The organism is Actinomadura rugatobispora (assembly GCF_055379765.1).
In genome coordinates this window covers 5971965-5986859 of the sequence record NZ_AP029191.1, presented here as the reverse complement: position 1 = coordinate 5986859, position 14895 = coordinate 5971965, and the positions used below count along the sequence as shown (strand labels likewise).

Below are 14895 nucleotides of genomic sequence, written 5' to 3'. Positions count from 1 at the left end.
CCGCTATCGTCGTCCGGCATGTACGAAGAGCGGCTCGCCGAGTTCTCCCGCGAGCGTCTGGACGGCCGGCAGATCCCCGACGACCTGCGCACGATGCTGGTGGCGCAGTGGGAGGGCCGAACCGACTTCCAGTTCCTCCTCGACATCACGTTCCTGGAACCGGGGACGCCCGGCCCATTGCTCGACACCAGCTACCTCAGCGAGAAGGAACTCGCCGACCCCGAGATGCAGGCCATCAACGCCGGCGCCGCGGAGATGAGCAAGTACGCCAAATTCGTGGCCGAGGGCGGCAAGGGCTGGATCGGCTACTGGATGCACCCCGGCGAGCCCGCGGACCGCCCTCCGCCCGTCCTCGAACTCGACACCGAGTTCACGTACTGGGGCCTGGCAGGCCGCAACCTGGCCGAAGCCTGCGCCTCAGAACGGGCCCACTACCAAGACGAGCCGGACGAACGCCTAGCCTTCGCCCAACTGGCCGACCAGCTCGCCGAACTGGGCCTGCCCCTCAGCACCCGCGACTACGACGCCCTCCACGACCCCGACTACGCGGTGGACCCGGAGGAACTCACCCAGGAGCTCATCGACGCGGAACGCGAGAAACGCGCATGAACCTCCGTCCCGAACTGCTGCCCCCGCAGGTCAGCCCCGAGCGCATCGAGGAGCTGGGCCGTGAGATCGACAGGATCGCGGCCCTGAGGGGGGACGCCGCCCGCGAGGCGGAGGCCGCGTTCGCGGAGACGACCGGCCACTCGTACGAGGATTTCCGCGAGTACTGGGGCGCCGAATCCCGCGAGGAGGCCGCCCTGCGCGCGCTGCGGCCCGCGTATCCCCGCGTCCCCGACATCACCCGGGACGAACTCGTGGAGATCGTCCGCAGGATCCAGACGAGCCACCCGGACCAGGACTGGTACCTGCTCCTCCTGGAGACCAACACGAGCCACCCCACCGTCAGCGACCTGATCTTCTGGCCACCCCCCGAACTGGAGTCCGCCACCCCCGAACAGATCGTCGACACAGCCCTAAGCCACCACCCCATCCCCCTCTGACGCGTGATCGACTACCAGGTCCAGGAATTCGGCAAGACCATCGCCAGAGGCAGCCGTGGAATCGACATCTTCTGGCTGGACGGCCTGGACCAGAGCCGCATTCCGATGCTCAGGCATCTGCTGCCCTACGCCGACACCATGTTCAACAGCTCGCAGGTGTCCTCGCTGGCCGAAGAACTGGACGGCCTGCCGGAGGACAACCCCCTGGTCCCCGAGATCCGGGACGAGCTGAAACGCCTCTGCGAGCACGTGAGCGCCGGAGCACACCGCCAGCTCTGGTTCCTCGGAGACTGACGGCGACGATCAGGGGCGGCCGCCGTCGCCGGTCGGCACCCACCCCAGGTGCAGGCCGTGGACGGACTGGTCGGCGAACCGTCGGAGGCGTCCACGGTCTCGCGCAGCGGCTGGCCCCGCGGATTCGTCCCAGCCAACCAGAGCGCCGAACTTCCAGCGCACCGCGCGCCCGCAAGGACGGTGTGGAGGTCGCGGGTCGGTGTGCGCGCGACCGCTGGGTGGAGGAAGAAGCGGCCCGGCGTCGCCAAGGACGGCTTCGACGAACATTTCGCCGACCTGGAGGCGATGCTGGGAGCGTCGACGAAGCGGTCACCGAACGCTTGCGGCGCATGGCACCGTCACGCGAGATGATCGGCACCTTCTGCACGGCGATCGGCCACCACTCCCTGGCCACCGACCCCGAGCCGAGGTCCTCAACCGCACCCCCGGCCGGTAAAGCACCGGCCCCAGCTTTTAAGCGTCACCGAGCAAACGCAATTCGCCTGGAGCACCGGACAAGACCACCCGTCTCCACCACGTCCACCGTCCCGCACAGGACCATTCAACGATCCGATGCCCGTTCCCCGGGGGCCGCACGATATTCGGGTTACATTGTCGCCGTAGATCATGCATCATATTTCCGAGCCGGCTCCCAGGCACGTTTTCGGAAGCCCGGCGATGGCCCCCCGCCCGAGGAGCGTTCTGTGACAGGTCCTGCTGGTCCGCCGTGGGGGCAAGGTGGACAGCGGCCCCCCCATCCCACCTCAGGGCCGGCCGCCCCAGTACGGATACGGAGGGCCGCCGCCCTGGCAGCAGGGCCCGCCCCCGCCGTACCCACCGCCACAGTGGCAGCCGCGGCCCCAGCCGCCCCCGCGTCCACCGACGCGCGGGGGGCGGATCCTGCGGATGTTGAACCCTTTCCTTGCCGCGCGGGCGGTGTTCCGCCCCTCGCGTCCGGACCTGATCGTCGATCCGCGCGTCCGGACGCTCCAGGTCACCCGTGCCTGGTCGGGCATCGTGGTCCTGCTCGCCGTCGCCGTGGTCTACAGGGCCGCCGCTCCCCAGGAGCTGGCGAGTGAGCGGTTCAACGACGCCTGGCTCAACGTCCTGATCCTCACCTGCGCGCTGCCGCTGGTCGTGGGCGGTTTCGTCCTGGCCGCCCGGCCGCCGAACCGAGGCGCGTTCGCGCGCCGGATCCGCTATCCGCTGATGGCGGTCGGGGCGATGTTCGGCTCCATGTTCACCTTCGTGCTCGCGGCCGTGCCCGACCTCGCGGGTCTGCGCGAAGCGGTCGGGCCGGTCGTCCTGATCCCCGGTGGCGTGATCCTGTTCCTCTGGATGCTGCCCTTCGCGCTCTACGGCATCATCCTGTCGCTGACCAACGTGTTCCGGACCGCCGACGTCCACGAGGTGGTGCCGCCGCTCGTGAGCGTGTCGGCGTCCTGGGTGACGGCCCTGGTCAACCTGATCACCGACGCCTACAAGGGAATACCGGGCCTCCTGGCCCTGGTGCTGCTGCTGGGGGCGCCGCTGACGGTCTCCGCACTCGCCTACTACGAACTCCGTAGGCTGCGCATCCTGCACGGCATCACGTTGCGCAACACGCTCTTGCGCTGACGTCAGGCACGGTCAGTACAGATCGTGAGGGGCGGCCGAGGGTAGACGAACGCCCGAGGCCGCGCCAGGTCGCCGCGCTCCGGAAAGACGGCGACCTGGCCGCAGGCGTTCATGTCGGCCCTGCCCGGCAGCACGTTGACGACCCGGTAGGTCGCCGACGGGCCGCACGCCACCTTGGTGACCCTGCCGTCGGGGAACCCGACCTGCTGGTAGAAGCAGTCTCCGGTCTTCGCGTTCAGCGTCAGGCACAGGGCCCAGTCGCTGCCGCTCGGCGATGTCGAGTTATGAACGATTTCCCCGTAGGGGGATTCCTGGGATTCACCGGGCGTTCTATCGGGGCAGCCGATGTCACCCGGCCCCAGGTCATGGTGGGCGGCGTTCGGCGCGGCGCAAGAAACGATGCGGAAATCACCTGGATCCTTGGTCGTACCACCGCGCCCTTTCACCTCCAGGCACTCACCCGGCGAGGCGTTCCTTGGATGGTCCTCATCAAGAACGCACCCGGTCGCCCCCGCCAAGACCACCACAACAATCGCCCCGAGCCGTGCCCGAACCCGCACCATCCACTCGATCCTCCGGATCAACTCCCCCGCACAAACCTAACGACCGCACCGCACCCCCACCATCCCCAGAAAAGCCAAACACCTCCCCTTGACCTGCACAAACACCAACATCAAGCGCCCACGGGCCCCCGACCAATTGTCCGCACATTGTCCGCCACCAAGTGAAGGCGGCCCATCAAGAACCCCCAGCCTCCCGAGCCGCCCGCTCCAATCGGCTGCGATAGCTCTCCCACCAAGCCGAGTCGCCCGGGGGCATGCTGTCGTTGTCCTGCCGCATCCCCACGGCGCCGTCCGTGAGTTCCCGGAGGATGTCCGCGTGCCCGGCATGCCGCTGCGTATCAGCGATCACGCGCACCACGGCATGATGCAGCGTCACCTCGTCCTTGCCGGTTGGCCACCACGGCACTCTCCCGACCATGTCGAGTGGGAGCGCCTCGATCGTCGCGTCCGCATGGGCCCACGCCCGACGGTAGAGCTCCACGATGTAGTCGCGTGACTCGTCGGCGGTGGCCCACATGTCCGCGTTGGGCTCGGCACCGTCCTCGAGCCAGGGCAACGGCTCGCCGGACGGCCGGCCGAAGGTGTCGCCGAGATAGCCCAACTCCATGCTGGCCACGTGTTTCACCAGCCCCAGGAGGTTGGTACCGGTCGGCGTCCGCGGTCGGCGGATGTCGTACTCCGAGAGCCCTTCGAGCTTCCACAGCAGGGCGTCCCGAGCGGACTGCAGGTAGAAGCGAAGGTCGGCCTTGGGATCCGATGGCGTCATGACCCCAGTCTCCCGCCCGTTCGATCTTGGGCGTCCCCCCACCAAGCCGACCACCCCAACAAAGCCTCAGAACTTCAGCACCTATTACAAATTAATTCACCCAAGCCTGAATAAATCGGCAAACAGAAAGACCAGACAGGGCGCGGCTCCCCCTTCTCCACAGGCCGCAATCACCCCGAAAGTGAACACCCTGCCAGGGCATCACATCAACGGAAACGCCTCCAAGGAGCCACATCACAAGCTCGCTTCCGTCACCCAGGGAGCCTTGACTCACTGAAGCCGGCTGACATCTTCGGGCACGGCTCCGCCTTGCAAGAGGTCCGGTGTGGCACTCGGCTTGGAGCGGTCGTGACCACTGGCAGGGCCTCACTTGGTCACATGCGGGGTATCAGCGTCGTCGTGGTTATCAGGAGGTGACACGAGATGCCGATTTTTATCTCGCTGCTGAATTGGACGGATCAAGGGATCCGCGCTTACGAGACCACCATCGAGCGGTCGGAGGCCTTCACGTCAACGTTGGAGGGGCTGGGGGCGAGGCTCGTAGCTCTCTACTGGACCGAGGGCCCGTACGACCTGGTGAGCGTCATTGAGGCCCCCGATGACAAAACCGCTGTCGCGGCGATGCTGCGGACTGCCGAGCTGGGCAATGTCCGCAGCACGACCTTCCGGGCCTTCGACCGAGAGGAGATAGCCGAGGTCATCGCGAAGGCGACGGGGTAGACCGGGGCGGAGAGGACCGGCCCGGCTGGTTCCACAGGCACCCGCGGGGCTGGTCCTCAAGCCGCGCGACATCGCCAAGGCACTCGCGACGCGTCAGAGGTGCTGCACTCCACGCAGCAGAGCGCGCCGAGCCGGCCAAAAGTTGCGTGCCGCACTTCGAGGCTGAGCCTTCAGAAGGGCAGGAGCCACCCAAGGACCTCGTCCGCTCTCCGGTCGCCTGACCGCAACACCATCGACACGCGATCGACCGCCCAAGCATCGGGCACCCGCCGAAACACGCATGGTCCCGATGCAGCCCGAGCTCGTCCGAATCCTTCGTGACCACATCGACCGCTTCAAAATCCAGCCAAGCCCCGCTGGTCAGGGGAACGCGCGGCGAGATCATGACCGGACGTACCTCGGCGTCTGGCGCGGCTCGCGAGAAGGCGCTGACGGCCGATCAGGCCACTTCGCAGCCACGCGCCGTTCGCAAGGACACTAGCCCGCCGCAGCTAACGCAGTTCCCCCGGCAGCAGGCTGAACACCACGGTGTCGCGGCGCTCGCCCTGGAAACGCATGTGCGAGCGCAGCACGCCCTCGCGCACGAACCCACAGCGGTCGGCAACGCGCTGGGACGCGACATTGTCGGGCGCGCACGTCAATTCCAAGCGGGCAACGGCAAGCTGGTCGAAGGCCCATCGCGACAGCAACCGCAGTGTCCGCGTGGCGACGCTACGTCCGCGCGCACGCGAGGCGAGCCAGAAACCGACGGCCGCGCGCTCCTGGTCGAGGTCCACGTCGTACACCGATGCTCCGCCCCAGACACGGTCGAGGTCAGCCCCTTCGACCAGGCCAGGTTGAGCTCGTCTCCGCGAAGCCGCGCTCCCTCTTCCTCCTCGAAGCGCGCCAGTACGTGCGCTTCGGTGAACGGCTCCACGAGCGGCCAAGAGAAGCGCAGGCACAGGGGGTCAGAGAAGCCGTTGAACCTCTGGGCTGTGTCGGCCCTACGCCAGGGACGCAGCGCAACCACCCCATCAGCGAGCAGAGGGTCAGGGAACGGCAACACAGGCATGCTCAGAAGTTACAACCGGTCCGCCACGCAGGCCCGGGATGTCCAAGGGTGGGGCCAGAAGACGTCCACGAGGGCGCGCACGTGGCGGGCAGCGGCTTCCACGTGATGCCCCTTGGGCTGGAATCTGCCCGCGGCGCCGGCTACTCCCTTCGCTCGCCCCTCCGTGGCCTACGGCCCCACCCGTGCCAGCGAGAAGAGGAAGCCACGGCTCTAACGTCGTCGCGGACCGAGACGCCATTGTCGGGGGCCCAACCGGGCTTCTCACAGCGTCCAAGCGTGCCCCCACCGTGGCCCACCTCTGCCCGGAAGGGCGGAGAACAGCGGTGTCTCGCGGGGACTCACGGTCAGAAACGAGAACGGCCCTTGACCGGGTCTTGCCTGGTCAAGGGCCGTTCTTTGCTGGTGTGGCGGGTGCAGGGTTCGAACCTGCGTAGGCTAAGCCGACGGATTTACAGTCCCTCCGCCGAACACCTCTGACCTGCACCTATGCCGCCCGATCGCCAAACTTAGGCCCGTATACGGCACAGCCGCCACAGAGCCGCGCACACCGCTCCGGAGGGCTCACCCGCGCGAACGACGAGCAAGGTGTGACAGACAGCCTCGCGCGGGTGAGCCCTCCGGCCCGCAGCAAGTTGGAGGCCGCAAGGTCTCCGCTTCACGCTCGACCAACCCGGCTCGCCAGATCACGACACCACACCAAGGCGGACTACCGGCGTTCCTGGCCCCGCAGCAACCTCATCCAGATAGCGATGTGCGCCAGAGGTTCACCTGTGCCGTCGTGAGGGTCATTGCAGTACTTCGGTGCTGTGTACAGCAATCTCGCTGGTCTTTAACAGCACTCACACAGTCAAAGGGCACAGAGGCACCTGGAGCGCGATGCCGGTCACGGCAGGGGATCGTGAAGCCTCGCTGTCAGGCATCAAACAACAGCGCTGACCATATACCACTCACCATCCACAGCTGTGGAAATCAGCCGAGAGAGGTCATTCATAAACTGTTCACACTTTTTTCTGTGCGCGTCAAATAGCCCTGGCTCAATGCGCTCTTTGCGACTACCATGAGCAATGTCGTTCCTTGCCTTCCGAACAAATTCGAGGGACGTAAAATGTGACCTGCTCACCGCAGTATCTGGCATGCCGAGACGAAACAAAGTTCTCCTAAGGACATCGGAGCCAAAGTTCATCTCCATCGATACGGCTAGGTCAGCATCAATAGACAGAATCGTTTCGGCTAGACTACGCATCCTGTCAACGAATGCTACCTGACGTTTAGCCCGTCGCAGGAGGAAACCATCTTCTGCATCGGTTTCCGTTTCGGCACCTGACCCAAGGCGTATCCCGTCGAACTCTCTAGTCAGCGCACAGGCAAACAGATTCGGATGCAGATCCTTAGCCTTCAACTGACGATCATTGATCGCTTTCACGTACAGCGAAAAAGCGTTCTGCGCAAACCCCTCAAGATGCGCATACTGCATAACCAGGATTGTACGCATGGCGGATACCGGCCAGTCGCTCGGCCCCCTTGCACCAAGTAAGGCGTTGCGCAGGTGTCTCAGTTCGTCCAGCCGCCAGGCCAGGTCTTCTTCCAGTTGAGCTCGCAGTTCGGCGGGAGTCAATCGACTACCTCGCTGAACCGATCTGAGAAGTACATAATACGCGCGAGCAGAGGATTGCGGTAATTCTTACCACCGCCACCGTGTTTAAGGAAGTCGCGATCTGCCTTCCCAGTCTTTACGACAGCCGCAAGACGTCCGATTTGCTCGTCGTCTTCGACATTAACCTTATCGATCACTGCCTGAAGGCCAAGGGTAATACCCTCGTAGTGATATACAGAAAACTGGCCACGCGGTTCACCCGTTGCAGGATTGACCGTGCCGAAGATTTTCGAATCGATCTCGAGCTTATCGGAAATCAGTCGCAGGACCAGGAAGGTCTTTTCGAAGACAATTCGCTCCTTCGAATATTCAAAGGAAGTCTCGCTGTCCGGATCCGAAACGTCCTCCATGTACTCGGTAAGGAAGTCAGCGACGTCATGGATGTATGTATCAAGACTATTCTTGTACGCAAAAAATCTGAGGACCAACTCCTGGTCAAATTTCCTCAGTCGCGCATTGGGTGAAATAATGCCAACACACTTGGCGAAGTCGATATTCCTACTCATATCGGCAATGAACTCGTTGAAGTCATTGGAGAGGAGTCTGATCGTGGCATTACGCAGTTCCTGCTCAGAGAGTACCTCGCCTCCAGTGTTCAGCCGTTTGAACATGTAGTAACGGAGCCTTGGATCGCTCTCTTTGCGGAGGATTTCAGCGCGAATATAGCTGCGCTTGAGCTTGATTTCCAGGGCCCGCGGGAGGTCGCTGTAAGTTACTCCGTTGAGTTCCGGAACGATGTCGCAGTCAGCTAGGACCAGGGGCTCTTTTCTCTCGCCATCGATAACCAACTGTCCACGAAAGTGCAGGTAGGATGATATACGCTGAAGGCCGTCAATCAACTCATAGACCCGGTCCTCGCGCTCAATCAGGAAGATTGGCGGGATCGGAAGCTCAAGGAGGAGTGATTCTATGAATCGCGCTTGAGCTCCCTCAGTCCATCTGAACATTCGCTGGAACGCGGGATCAATAATGAGCTCACCCTCGGAGTGCATGTCCGCGAGTTCATTGAACGAGAAGTCGAGCGTCTGGGTACGAACGGCTGTGATCTTCTCGTCAACAGACCTGATTAGATCATCGGCACTGGTTTTCATCATGACCGTTTCCTCCGGAGTGTCACCACAGTCTCAGCGACCTTACCCTTTGGGTAGGCCCGCGCCGCCGTATTGACTTGCGTGAGAAGACGCGTGACCTCTGCTTGATCCCAGTCGATAAAGGACCACCCTCGGCGTTCCGCCTCTTCAACACAAATCTCCGCTAGTCGGATGGGCACCTCTTTGTAATACGAGTCCTGCACTACGAGCGTCATCAGCGCATGCCTTTTTGAGACACGTGTCAACTCGTCAAAGCTAAGCGTGAGGTCGTCGAGATACTGCTTAGCCTGTTTTAGATAATAACCAGATGACGCCTTACTATCGTGTTTTGAGATATTCTCGACGAGTTGGCTGGCTTTAGGACCGTAACCTTCTTGTCTTATTACGTCACGACGTCTGCGGATTAGAGTTGTTCCCATCAAGGATGAGCGGAGAGATCGATCCTTAGAGATATCAACTCCGAGAATAGCCAGTTCCCTCGAATAGGCGACCGCATAATCGATTCGCGTTAGATACGGAGGCGAACTTAGGATAAAGTCAACACTTTCTTCCGCCATCGGAAGACAAGCGGAAGAGGCGCGGATAATCGAAGCAGGACATCCCGGGTGCGACTCTTCGCTTACCCTGTCTTTCACATGGCGTTGTTCTTGGACAATCAAGTCGTCCAAATCTCGGCTAGCTACGTCCACTACGTCTTCAGAGTTAGACGCTCGACGCACCCAAGTTGGATTGCTGCCTTCAAAGCCTTTGGTGAGAGACCTAGTGACCCGAAACAGCGCAACGTATCCAAGAGATGAGGTGGAATGTGGCTGCTTACTGAGAGACCTCGACCACTGCCTAAACCGACCGGCCGTCCTACTAGAGAACCAAGCAAGCAATGGCTCATGCTGTGAAGCGCGAGCGCTTCTCGCTGTAGGTGCTGCACAGGGTTCCATGTGGTCCGCATCCTGCAGACGGAGATACGCCACGATGTTCGCGATCGGGTTCAGGTCAACACCGACGGATTTGAGATCATTAACGCGTGCAGCAAGTGTGGTAGTGCCGCTACCGTTCCAGGGATCGAGAACTACCGCGTTCTCATCAAAACCTTCGAGCCGGAGTTGACCCTTCGCCCATTCGAAGGAGAATCCAGCATAGTAAGGAAAGATGTCCGCGAGGCCCGCTTTGTCGCTTTGCGGCCGCTTGGGGGTAAGCTTGCGGATCTGGGTGCCAGAATCCCCATCGAAGTGCCACAGAGATTCTTGGTTCATCCGACTTCCCGCCGGGAACTGTCCCACCCGTCGCCACCCTGAGACCTCGACACCGTCATGAACAGAGGTCACCATAGCTTAGCGCCCGAGGATTATATCACCAAGGGCTTCCCTGCTTCTCAAGCGGACCGCTGGCCTGCGACGGGTCGGCCCGGAGACCGCGTTGCCCGTCACAGGCCAGCGGTTGGCGACGCGGAGCAGTGCCCTTGAGCCCTGTGGAGAAATACTTCATCTGGAGGCAGTGGGCCGAGTAAGTCATCTGACCTGCATCGGAACGAGGTCGTCAGACGCCACTCTCGTCCTGAGGTGGCCCTTCTTCACCCTCCCGCGGCAAGTCGGTCACAAACGTGCCCTTGCCGTGGAGGTCGTGATCAAGCCTCGCTCGCGTAGCTCCTGCGTCCCGCGCCGCACCGTCATGTACGCGATGCCGTACTCCTCGGCGAGTTCGCGCTCAGGAGGCAGGCGAGACCCTGGCGCGAGATCGCCGGCAGCGATCCGCGCGCTGATGTGATCCGCGAACGCCATGTAGACGAGCTGCGGCCCCTGCGGATCGAACTCTGGCACCTCGGGACGATCACCCACACGGCCAACGTAGAGCCCCACTGACCTGCATAAAGGCATGGAGAGCTATGCATAGCTCTATGTAGCTCGTACACTGCTTGGACCATCTGTGTGCCCGGTCAATGCCTTCCGGCTACCCGAGGCACTCATGCCGAGGAGCAGTCACAGCATGAATCCAGCGAGACGCGGACCAACGATCGCCGGATGGGCGGTTGTCATGGGCGAGCGCACGTACCGAGCGACCAGGAGCCGGGAACTCACGGCGTACCAACGAGCGTGGGGCGCGCTCCCCGAGGTGCAGGCGGCCTCCCAGGGCGAGCTCTGGGTTCTGTGTGACGCCCAGACACGTCTCGCTGAGCGTCTCGCGGTGGCGGAGGCTCAGCGCGCCAGGACCGGCCCTCCGCCGGAGCTGCCCTGGCCCGCTTCCCGTGCGACGCGCTCATGACCGACCAGGCCGCCGCCGGCGGAGTGGACGACGAACCGGCGATCACTGGACCACCTATCGACCTGGCTCCTCGGCGCGTGCCGGGCATCGCTGATTACCTCGCGGACCTGGCCCCCGAAGATCCTCGGCCCCCGTCGAGGCAGATCGCGGAACAACTTCGATCGGCGATTCTCTCCGGACGGCTCCAACCAGACGCGAAGCTGCCTTCTCAGAATCAGCTCTCATCGCGGTACGGAGTTGCTCGTGAGACCGTTAAGACCGCGTTGCGGCAACTTGCTTCAGAGAGCCTCATCATCAGCCGCAAAGGTAGTGGCTCATTCGTCCGCGCTCAGGACGTCGCCGATTCTCACTCGTCACGGTCAGTGCCCAAGCGCTTTATCGCAGCACTGGAAGGGCTCAAGGAAGTTCACGACGAGGCGGCATCGATAATTCAAGCGATGCCGGATTCTCAACAGGCTTTCGATTGTTCAACTCGACTGTTCGGCACGTTGCGGGAGTTGACGAGATCGACCGCCGATCTGAGGGCCGAGGCGGCAGTACGAGTCGCCTCTGAAAATCGAGATAAGGACCAGTAGTGCACGAATACCTGTCCGTATATCCGGAACTCTGGCGCGTCACGGAACATGACATGTGCCCTATCTCAGCGATGCCCGACCACGGGACGCCCTTCGCCGAGCAACGGGAGTTGCGTTGGGTGTGTCGCCGTCTGGACCGTCTTGCGCGTGGGCTACGGCGCCACGGGTGGATAACAGAACGCCGTTACGAGGAGACTCCGCCACTGCTCCGCGTGTTCGCAAAGCATGCGCCCTCCGTGGGAGAAAGCATCGCAGTCGAGCGCGGGTCAAAGTACTGGTCGTACCGGTCAAGTACCGGCGCACTCCTCGGACTGTGCTCCGAACCCTTGCGGACGGCGGATTCTACGACCGCATTCCTCGCGACGTGGGGCATACGGCCGGATGACCGATGGGATTCGCCATGACGAGGAGATGACCGTGATGAGCCCTGATCATTGGCATGTGGCGACTTCGCGCCGTGGCTACTGGGAAACATTCCCAGAGCGGTGGGATCGATCAACGGCCCGACGATTGGTGCGCGAACTGCTTGTCAATGATGGGCGCACCACCGCTGACCACAGGTATGAACAAGGAATTGAGGCGATCGATCGCGGCTACGACACATACCGGATCGACACAGCCTCATATGCGGCCTTCGCGTGCACTTGTCCGCGACGTACTACAGAAAGGGATCAGGATGGAGTCATCGAAGTTCCGCAAGTCCTCACGCTGCGAGGAACTCAACCAGACCGGTTGCGTTGAAGTAGCCGATGGCACGGAGTTTGTCGCTGTGCGCGACTCCACCGACCGGAACGGCCCTGTGATTCGGGTGGCCAAGAGCGAATGGCGTCGCCTCGTTCGCGGGCTGCGATCCCTGTAGGTCCGGTAGTCAGGCAGGCGCACTGCTGATTGCAGGGCTATACACGGGCCGTATCCGCAACCACTAGCCAAGCCTGCACTCGTTCCGTGTCGACTCCTACCAGGCGCGCGAGCTCCGCCGCACGGGCCGATGGCTTTTCCTCACCGGCGGTCTTCCATGCGGCAACTGCCACGTCATAGCAGACGTCTCCACTGACGCCCCGCGGATCGATGAGGAAAAGTTGCCCATCGGGGCCGAGCAGGATGTTCTTTGAGGATGCGTCGCCATGGCAAAGCAAGTTCGAGGCGCCACTTTCCAGGTCCTCAAGTATTGCGGCGGCATGCCGACGTTCATCGAACGGAGCTTGGGCACGTCCAGGAGCGAGGTCACTCAGGTTCTCGTCTGAGAGTCGGGAGTGTAGCCAGTCTGCGAGCGTCGGGAGCTGATTGCTCGGTGAGTTCTGATCGCGCATCCTCTGGAAGATGGGTGCTAGACGGTCAAGCGAGATCGCTCGGCCGTGTAGCGAGTCGCCGGGGAAGATGCGACTTGCCACAGTCCACACGCTGACTGATGTTTGAACCACTTCGTAGATCTGTGGACCTATGCCCAGATCGGACAGCGACTGAGAGACCTCCGCCTGCATCATTCCGAGCGGATCGGGAGTTGACCTGACGACCAAGTATCCGTGATCCGTCTCGACTTCCACCACGAATCCATAGCGCGCATCGAAGGTTCGTACCGGACGCCCTTTGTACCGCCGACAGATGCGCGCTAGTTCGCCAGGAGCAGTCTCCTGCCACGTTGAAGCCAAGTCGGGCCACCGCGTCGAGACAGCGTCAATGACTGGGGCGGGGATCTCTATTCCTCGCATCGGCATCTTCGCTACGCCCTCAGGCTGGTTACGACTTCTGCCACCGATTCCATGCTTTGGACGACGAAGTCCGCGCCGGCCTCGGAAAGCTCCGTGATCCTGGCTGGACGCTTGGCGTAACCGACGCAGCGAACACCCGCTTTGATGCCCGCTTGCATGTCCGTGGGAGAGTCGCCGACGAGCAGACACGCTGCTGCCGGATGTCCCGCGATCTCGACCCCCTTGAGGACGAGATGCGCATCTGGCTTCATCAGATCCGGTCTTCCCTTGATGCGGGAGGCGATCCCCGTCACGGAAGAACCAAGAAGGTGACGGTCAAGAAAAGTCTCGACCGCTTCCGCCGAGTTGTTGGTCACGATGACCACTGGAAGATCTAGGGGCGTCGCCGAACGAAGCATCTCGGCAACTCCCGGAGTAGGCTCCACCAGGCGTGCCGCCTCTATTTCTGCATCGGTTTGGATCTCTTCGACGTCCGATAGCAGATGTGGGGCCACAAGGCCGACCCACCCGAGAAATGCCAAGGGGTTACTTTCCGACATCATCGATTCCGGGAGAACGGCCCCCTGGTCGAGCAGGAAAGAGCGAATCTTCTCCGCGATCTCATGCGCCGGAAGTCCGGAGAACAGGTGACAAACGGGACCGTCGAAGTCGAGCAGGATGGCTTGTGATGATTGAACGAGCGTTTTGAGAGAGGTCACGGCGTGTACTCGCGTGCGATCGTCCCCCACAGCGAGTCGAACCATCCCTGTGCCTCCTTGACGAACTGAGGCGCACTTGATGTCTCGCTGTCGTCGCTGACGGAGAAGTGGAAGAGAGTAGCGTCCTTGCCAAGAAGATCGAAGATCTCTACCTGATCGCCGTTGAGACGAATGGTGTGCTGCTTGACGGGATAGAGCCCGTAAAAGATCTCTTCCGAGTTCAGGATGTACAGCTTGAACGAAGGGGTCAGTTCATGAACGCGAACCTCGGCGGTTGCTGACTTGATGAGCCCCAGGTCTACGAGTTCGTGAACGGCGTCCACGATTCCGTCAACCGCGCGCCTGGTGATGCGCTCCGCCCGATCCTTGATTTCCGCCTCAGCGGTTTCCGTTCCCACTCGGCGCGGCAATGCCATGGCGGCGGACGTGTCGCACATCATGATTCGGATCTTTAGAGATTCCGGCGTGAGGCGCCCAGCGCGAACCTTGTCGAGCACTTCAATGATGGTGTTGTGCAAGGTCTCGCCCGAGAAGCCGGCAAAGTCGATCGAGACATGCGGGCGTTCAAAGGCCGCTTCGATGTGAGGCCGTAGCCCGATGGGGCGCTCTGTCTGCGCGCGTACGTACGACCCGCTCCCCTGACGGCTGATGATCAGACGTTCGGCCTGGAGCGTCCTCAGCGCGGCCTTGATCGTCTCCCGCGCGACCCCGTACCGGCTCGCGAGGTCTGGCTGTGAGGGCAGCTTCTCGCCCGGCTTGAGCTTGCTGGTCAGGATCGCCGCCCGGAGCTTGTTCGCGATCTGCTGCGAAGGGGTCCGCGGGTCATCCGGGTCCAGGTCACCGAGGTATTCGCTGTCCGCATCCATGCCCGCAAGC

17 protein-coding genes are annotated in these 14895 nt (G+C 62.4%); 7 read left to right on the top strand and 10 right to left on the bottom strand.

Annotation, left to right across the window (positions count from 1 at the left end):
* The first annotated feature begins 18 nt into the window (after positions 1-18).
* The 4 genes from ACZ466_RS26815 to ACZ466_RS26800 all read left to right on the top strand — a co-directional run bounded on the left by ACZ466_RS26815 (position 19) and on the right by ACZ466_RS26800 (position 2936).
* On the top strand, positions 19-609 hold the full coding sequence (locus tag ACZ466_RS26815; protein ID WP_464043980.1) for a hypothetical protein: 591 nt from the start codon (positions 19-21) through the stop codon (positions 607-609).
* A complete protein-coding gene (locus ACZ466_RS26810) occupies positions 606-1046 on the top strand; it encodes a hypothetical protein (RefSeq protein WP_378289581.1) in 441 nt (146 codons plus the stop codon). Before ACZ466_RS26815 ends, ACZ466_RS26810 begins: the two co-directional genes overlap by 4 nt.
* A 3-nt stretch (positions 1047-1049) precedes the next feature.
* Positions 1050-1340: a hypothetical protein gene (locus ACZ466_RS26805; RefSeq protein WP_378289579.1), complete on the top strand. Its 291-nt coding sequence runs from the start codon at positions 1050-1052 to the stop codon at positions 1338-1340.
* A gap of 885 nt (positions 1341-2225) precedes the next feature.
* Complete coding sequence (locus tag ACZ466_RS26800; RefSeq protein ID WP_378289577.1) at positions 2226-2936, top strand: hypothetical protein; 711 nt, start codon at positions 2226-2228, stop codon at positions 2934-2936.
* Positions 2937-2938: 2 nt separating this feature from the next.
* Here the strand turns inward: ACZ466_RS26800 and ACZ466_RS26795 are convergent, their stop codons facing one another.
* Both ACZ466_RS26795 and ACZ466_RS26790 read right to left on the bottom strand, forming a co-directional pair.
* Positions 2939-3499: an LppU/SCO3897 family protein gene (locus ACZ466_RS26795; protein ID WP_378289575.1), complete on the bottom strand. Its 561-nt coding sequence runs from the start codon at positions 3497-3499 to the stop codon at positions 2939-2941.
* Positions 3500-3674: 175 nt separating this feature from the next.
* A complete protein-coding gene (locus ACZ466_RS26790) occupies positions 3675-4265 on the bottom strand; it encodes a DinB family protein (RefSeq protein WP_378289573.1) in 591 nt (196 codons plus the stop codon).
* Positions 4266-4688: 423 nt separating this feature from the next.
* On the opposite strand from ACZ466_RS26790, the gene ACZ466_RS26785 reads away from it, so the two are divergent.
* Complete coding sequence (locus ACZ466_RS26785; RefSeq protein ID WP_378289571.1) at positions 4689-4985, top strand: GYD domain-containing protein; 297 nt, start codon at positions 4689-4691, stop codon at positions 4983-4985.
* 491 nt (positions 4986-5476) lie between these two features.
* Here ACZ466_RS26785 and ACZ466_RS26780 read toward each other — a convergent pair whose 3' ends face one another.
* The 5 genes from ACZ466_RS26780 to ACZ466_RS26760 all read right to left on the bottom strand — a co-directional run bounded on the left by ACZ466_RS26780 (position 5477) and on the right by ACZ466_RS26760 (position 10613).
* Complete coding sequence (locus ACZ466_RS26780) at positions 5477-5926, bottom strand: GNAT family N-acetyltransferase (protein ID WP_378289569.1); 450 nt, start codon at positions 5924-5926, stop codon at positions 5477-5479.
* A 1029-nt stretch (positions 5927-6955) separates the two neighbouring features.
* Complete coding sequence (locus tag ACZ466_RS26775; RefSeq protein ID WP_378289567.1) at positions 6956-7651, bottom strand: MAE_28990/MAE_18760 family HEPN-like nuclease; 696 nt, start codon at positions 7649-7651, stop codon at positions 6956-6958.
* Complete coding sequence (locus ACZ466_RS26770; protein WP_378289565.1) at positions 7648-8784, bottom strand: DUF262 domain-containing protein; 1137 nt, start codon at positions 8782-8784, stop codon at positions 7648-7650. Before ACZ466_RS26770 ends, ACZ466_RS26775 begins: the two co-directional genes overlap by 4 nt.
* Positions 8781-10058 (bottom strand): hypothetical protein, encoded by a 1278-nt coding sequence (locus tag ACZ466_RS26765; RefSeq protein ID WP_378289563.1) that lies wholly within the window; start codon positions 10056-10058, stop codon positions 8781-8783. Before ACZ466_RS26765 ends, ACZ466_RS26770 begins: the two co-directional genes overlap by 4 nt.
* A 312-nt stretch (positions 10059-10370) precedes the next feature.
* On the bottom strand, positions 10371-10613 hold the full coding sequence (locus ACZ466_RS26760; RefSeq protein ID WP_378289561.1) for a winged helix-turn-helix domain-containing protein: 243 nt from the start codon (positions 10611-10613) through the stop codon (positions 10371-10373).
* Positions 10614-11033: 420 nt separating this feature from the next.
* Here ACZ466_RS26760 and ACZ466_RS26755 point away from each other — a divergent pair, with 420 nt between their 5' ends.
* Both ACZ466_RS26755 and ACZ466_RS26750 read left to right on the top strand, forming a co-directional pair.
* Positions 11034-11612 carry a winged helix-turn-helix domain-containing protein gene (locus ACZ466_RS26755; protein ID WP_378289559.1) on the top strand — a complete coding sequence of 193 codons (579 nt, stop codon included), beginning with the start codon at positions 11034-11036 and terminating at the stop codon, positions 11610-11612.
* A gap of 439 nt (positions 11613-12051) precedes the next feature.
* On the top strand, positions 12052-12471 hold the full coding sequence (locus ACZ466_RS26750; RefSeq protein WP_378289557.1) for a DUF397 domain-containing protein: 420 nt from the start codon (positions 12052-12054) through the stop codon (positions 12469-12471).
* Positions 12472-12508: 37 nt separating this feature from the next.
* On the opposite strand, the gene ACZ466_RS26745 is transcribed toward ACZ466_RS26750, so the two are convergent.
* The 3 genes from ACZ466_RS26745 to ACZ466_RS26735 form a co-directional block, all read right to left on the bottom strand.
* A complete protein-coding gene (locus ACZ466_RS26745; protein WP_378289555.1) occupies positions 12509-13156 on the bottom strand; it encodes a phosphotransferase in 648 nt (215 codons plus the stop codon).
* Positions 13157-13332: 176 nt separating this feature from the next.
* Entirely contained in the window at positions 13333-14019 is a 687-nt protein-coding gene (locus ACZ466_RS26740) for an HAD family hydrolase (RefSeq protein ID WP_378289553.1), read from the bottom strand.
* Complete coding sequence (locus ACZ466_RS26735; RefSeq protein ID WP_378289551.1) at positions 14016-14885, bottom strand: winged helix-turn-helix domain-containing protein; 870 nt, start codon at positions 14883-14885, stop codon at positions 14016-14018. The genes ACZ466_RS26740 and ACZ466_RS26735 overlap by 4 nt, the downstream gene beginning before the upstream one ends.
* Positions 14886-14895: the final 10 nt, after the last annotated feature.

What these genes read in the sequence shown, in the direction of transcription:
- ACZ466_RS26815 (WP_464043980.1), top strand. Translation starts at nt 19, where the DNA reads ATGTACGAAGAGCGGCTCGCCGAGTTCTCCCGCGAGCGTCTGGACGGC.
- ACZ466_RS26810 (WP_378289581.1), top strand. Translation starts at nt 606, where the DNA reads ATGAACCTCCGTCCCGAACTGCTGCCCCCGCAGGTCAGCCCCGAGCGC.
- ACZ466_RS26800 (WP_378289577.1), top strand. Translation starts at nt 2,226, where the DNA reads ATGTTGAACCCTTTCCTTGCCGCGCGGGCGGTGTTCCGCCCCTCGCGT.
- ACZ466_RS26795 (WP_378289575.1), bottom strand. Translation starts at nt 3,499, where the DNA reads ATGGTGCGGGTTCGGGCACGGCTCGGGGCGATTGTTGTGGTGGTCTTG.
- ACZ466_RS26790 (WP_378289573.1), bottom strand. Translation starts at nt 4,265, where the DNA reads ATGACGCCATCGGATCCCAAGGCCGACCTTCGCTTCTACCTGCAGTCC.
- ACZ466_RS26785 (WP_378289571.1), top strand. Translation starts at nt 4,689, where the DNA reads ATGCCGATTTTTATCTCGCTGCTGAATTGGACGGATCAAGGGATCCGC.
- ACZ466_RS26770 (WP_378289565.1), bottom strand. Translation starts at nt 8,784, where the DNA reads ATGATGAAAACCAGTGCCGATGATCTAATCAGGTCTGTTGACGAGAAG.
- ACZ466_RS26755 (WP_378289559.1), top strand. Translation starts at nt 11,034, where the DNA reads ATGACCGACCAGGCCGCCGCCGGCGGAGTGGACGACGAACCGGCGATC.
- ACZ466_RS26750 (WP_378289557.1), top strand. Translation starts at nt 12,052, where the DNA reads ATGTGGCGACTTCGCGCCGTGGCTACTGGGAAACATTCCCAGAGCGGT.
- ACZ466_RS26735 (WP_378289551.1), bottom strand. Translation starts at nt 14,885, where the DNA reads ATGGATGCGGACAGCGAATACCTCGGTGACCTGGACCCGGATGACCCG.